We start from the raw sequence: 2,700 nt of genomic DNA, 5'->3' as shown, positions 1-2,700 counted from the left end.
AGTCTTATGTTGTAGCAGATGCGACACCATTTAGTATTCCACATACAGTACCATTACAAGCAGCATCAGAGGTAATCGATGCGTATCCACCAGTAGAATCAGTGGTAAATAATTTTAGTACTTCGATTAATCATATCTATACAGAAGCATTTGATATTACAGGAGCATTGATAGGTAAGTCAGGGAGTTATTATAACGATTTGGGCAAGCCAACGTTTAACTATTCTTGGGATAGAGAAGAGAATAAGGTTTGGGGAACACAGACCTTATATGACAAGCAAGGTCGAGCAGCTTTACAGACACTTTCAGCACCATCATGTGGTGGTTTTGTGGGAGGATTTTTAAGTGGTACGTTTTCAAATTATGTTAGTGATATTACTAATTATGATGGTTTATCAGAGATAGATGTTGTAAACAATGATTTTTCAAGCTTACGTAGGTATTACAGTGATGATAATAGTAATGAAGCCTACCAGTCAACAACGACGAGACCATATATAAGAACGGTTTATGACAATTTAAATCCAGGTAATATCATAAAAGCGATAGGTGGTAATCAAATGGGAGGTGACTGGAAGACAGGGTATTCATTTACAGTTCCAGCAACACAGGAGATGTACTATGTATTTGGGAAGGATTATTTTGAAGGTCCTATTAATGGGATTTATGGCGAACAAGTGACTACCGAGTATTACAAAACGGTAGTGATGGATCCTCATGGGAATGAAGTTGTATCCTTTATCGATAAAGAGGGTCGTACGCTAGCAACAGCCCGCTCAGGAGGCTCACAGACGTATCCAGTAGTATCCGTAATAGGGAAGCAGGGTTATATAGATATTCATCTACCAAAGAATGTGAATAGCGTTAGTTTTTTATCAAGCACCTCTCATTATACAATTTATGATCTAAAGACAGGCAATCAGATTCCTTACACGTCCATGTCAGGAGGAAATGTATATCGTATATCTGCTACTCCAAGTAGCAATAATGATTATACATATTATACTTATATCTCTTCAAGTGGTGGGATTAACAATTACCCAGGCTCAAGAGGTGTACGCTATAATGTGAACTATTATGATTATAGTCTAAACTACTATGATGTGTCTGGGAAGTTAACTCAGAGGAGTCAACCATTAGGGTTTAATGCTTCATGTTTGAGTAGTATTCAATCTACAGTTACTCATGGGATGCTTAATAGTTATGTTTATAATTCATTAGGAGAACTATTGGAGATGACATCCCCAGATGAGGGAACGACAAAGTTCAAATACCGTAGAGATGGGCAGATTCGTTTTTCACAGAATAGTAAGCAAGCCTTAGCAGGAGAAGTGTCATTTACCGATTATGATGATTTATCAAGACCCATAAGAAGTGGTGTTGGAACAGCTAATTTTAGTACACTAAATCCAGACACCAGTGTGTTAAGCACTAATTTAAAAGATGTTTTAGAAACTTTATACGATCACCCAGATGCCTCATTGTCGGGAGTTATATCAAGTGGTGGACTCAATCCAAATGATTATAAACAAACATTTATATCAGGAAGTGTTTCGATGACCAAGACCATTCCAGATGGTAACTCTCCAATAGTGACTAGTAGTACCTGGTATAGTTATGATATTTATGGACGTGTTTTATGGACAGTACAGGATGTAGAAGGTTTAGGGTTAAAGACGATTCATTATAAATACAATGAAAGAGGAGGCGTTAAACAGGTGATTTATCAACAAGACACATCGAGTGAGCTATTTGTACATCGTTATAGTTATGATAAGAATAATTCATTATCTAAAGTGGAGACCTCTACTAATGGGATAGATTTTGAAGAACAAGCCGATTATGAGTATTACAAATCAGGAGAATTAAAACGCACAGAGATTGCTAATGGTCTTCAAGGGTTAGATTATGTGTATACTTTATCAGGACAGTTAAAGAGTATCAACAATCCAAATCTTGCAGATGATCCAGGTAATGATATCAATGATTTGTTTGGGATGAGTATTGATTATTATAATGGGGATTATCTAAGGAGTAGTAGTCCTATAAAGACAACATCACAAGGGACAAATAGATATGATGGAAACATCAAGGCGACGCGTTGGTCAACCAAGGGATTAACCTCACCAAGTGTTCAGGATGCTTATACTTATAGTTATAATTCTAATAAATGGTTGACAGGAGCAACTTTTGGTAGTGCGAACTCCAATGCTGTGATAAGTTCGAGTGCAGATTATAAGGTGTCAAATATTACGTATGATGCTAATGGAAATATAGAGACCTTGAAACGTACCAAGAATAGTGTTTTGGGTAATAATCAGATGGATAACTTTAATTACAGTTACAATTCTAATAAGAATCAATTAAACCGAGTAGTAGATACCGATCCATCACCGAGTGATGCAGAAGATCTAGAGAGTCAACCAAACAATAACTATCAGTATAATGCGATAGGGCAACTATATCGTGATTTACAGTCAGGGATTACTTATGAGTATAATGCAAGAGGCTTAGTGACACGTATCAAGAAAACAGCAACAAACCTACCAATAGTAGAGTTTGCATATGATGATAAGGGACAACGAATTAGTAAGCAGAGTTTTAATGGATCAGGAACACCAACGACAAAGTCGTATTATATAAGAGATACTAGTGGTAATCCACTAGCGATATATAATAATTCTACTTTGGTTGAGCATC

General features: G+C 36.5%; 1 protein-coding gene. It reads left to right on the top strand.

What is annotated here, in order from left to right; all coding sequences use genetic code 11:
* On the top strand, window positions 1-2,700 hold a 2,700-nt coding region (locus KWG70_RS17605), incomplete at both ends, for an RHS repeat domain-containing protein (RefSeq protein WP_230937358.1).

Source organism: Psychroserpens luteolus (genome assembly GCF_021032705.1).
GTDB classification, from domain to species: Bacteria; Bacteroidota; Bacteroidia; order Flavobacteriales; family Flavobacteriaceae; genus Psychroserpens; species Psychroserpens luteolus.
Note: the sequence above shows the minus strand (reverse complement) of the source record. Positions and strands in the feature narration are given on the sequence as shown.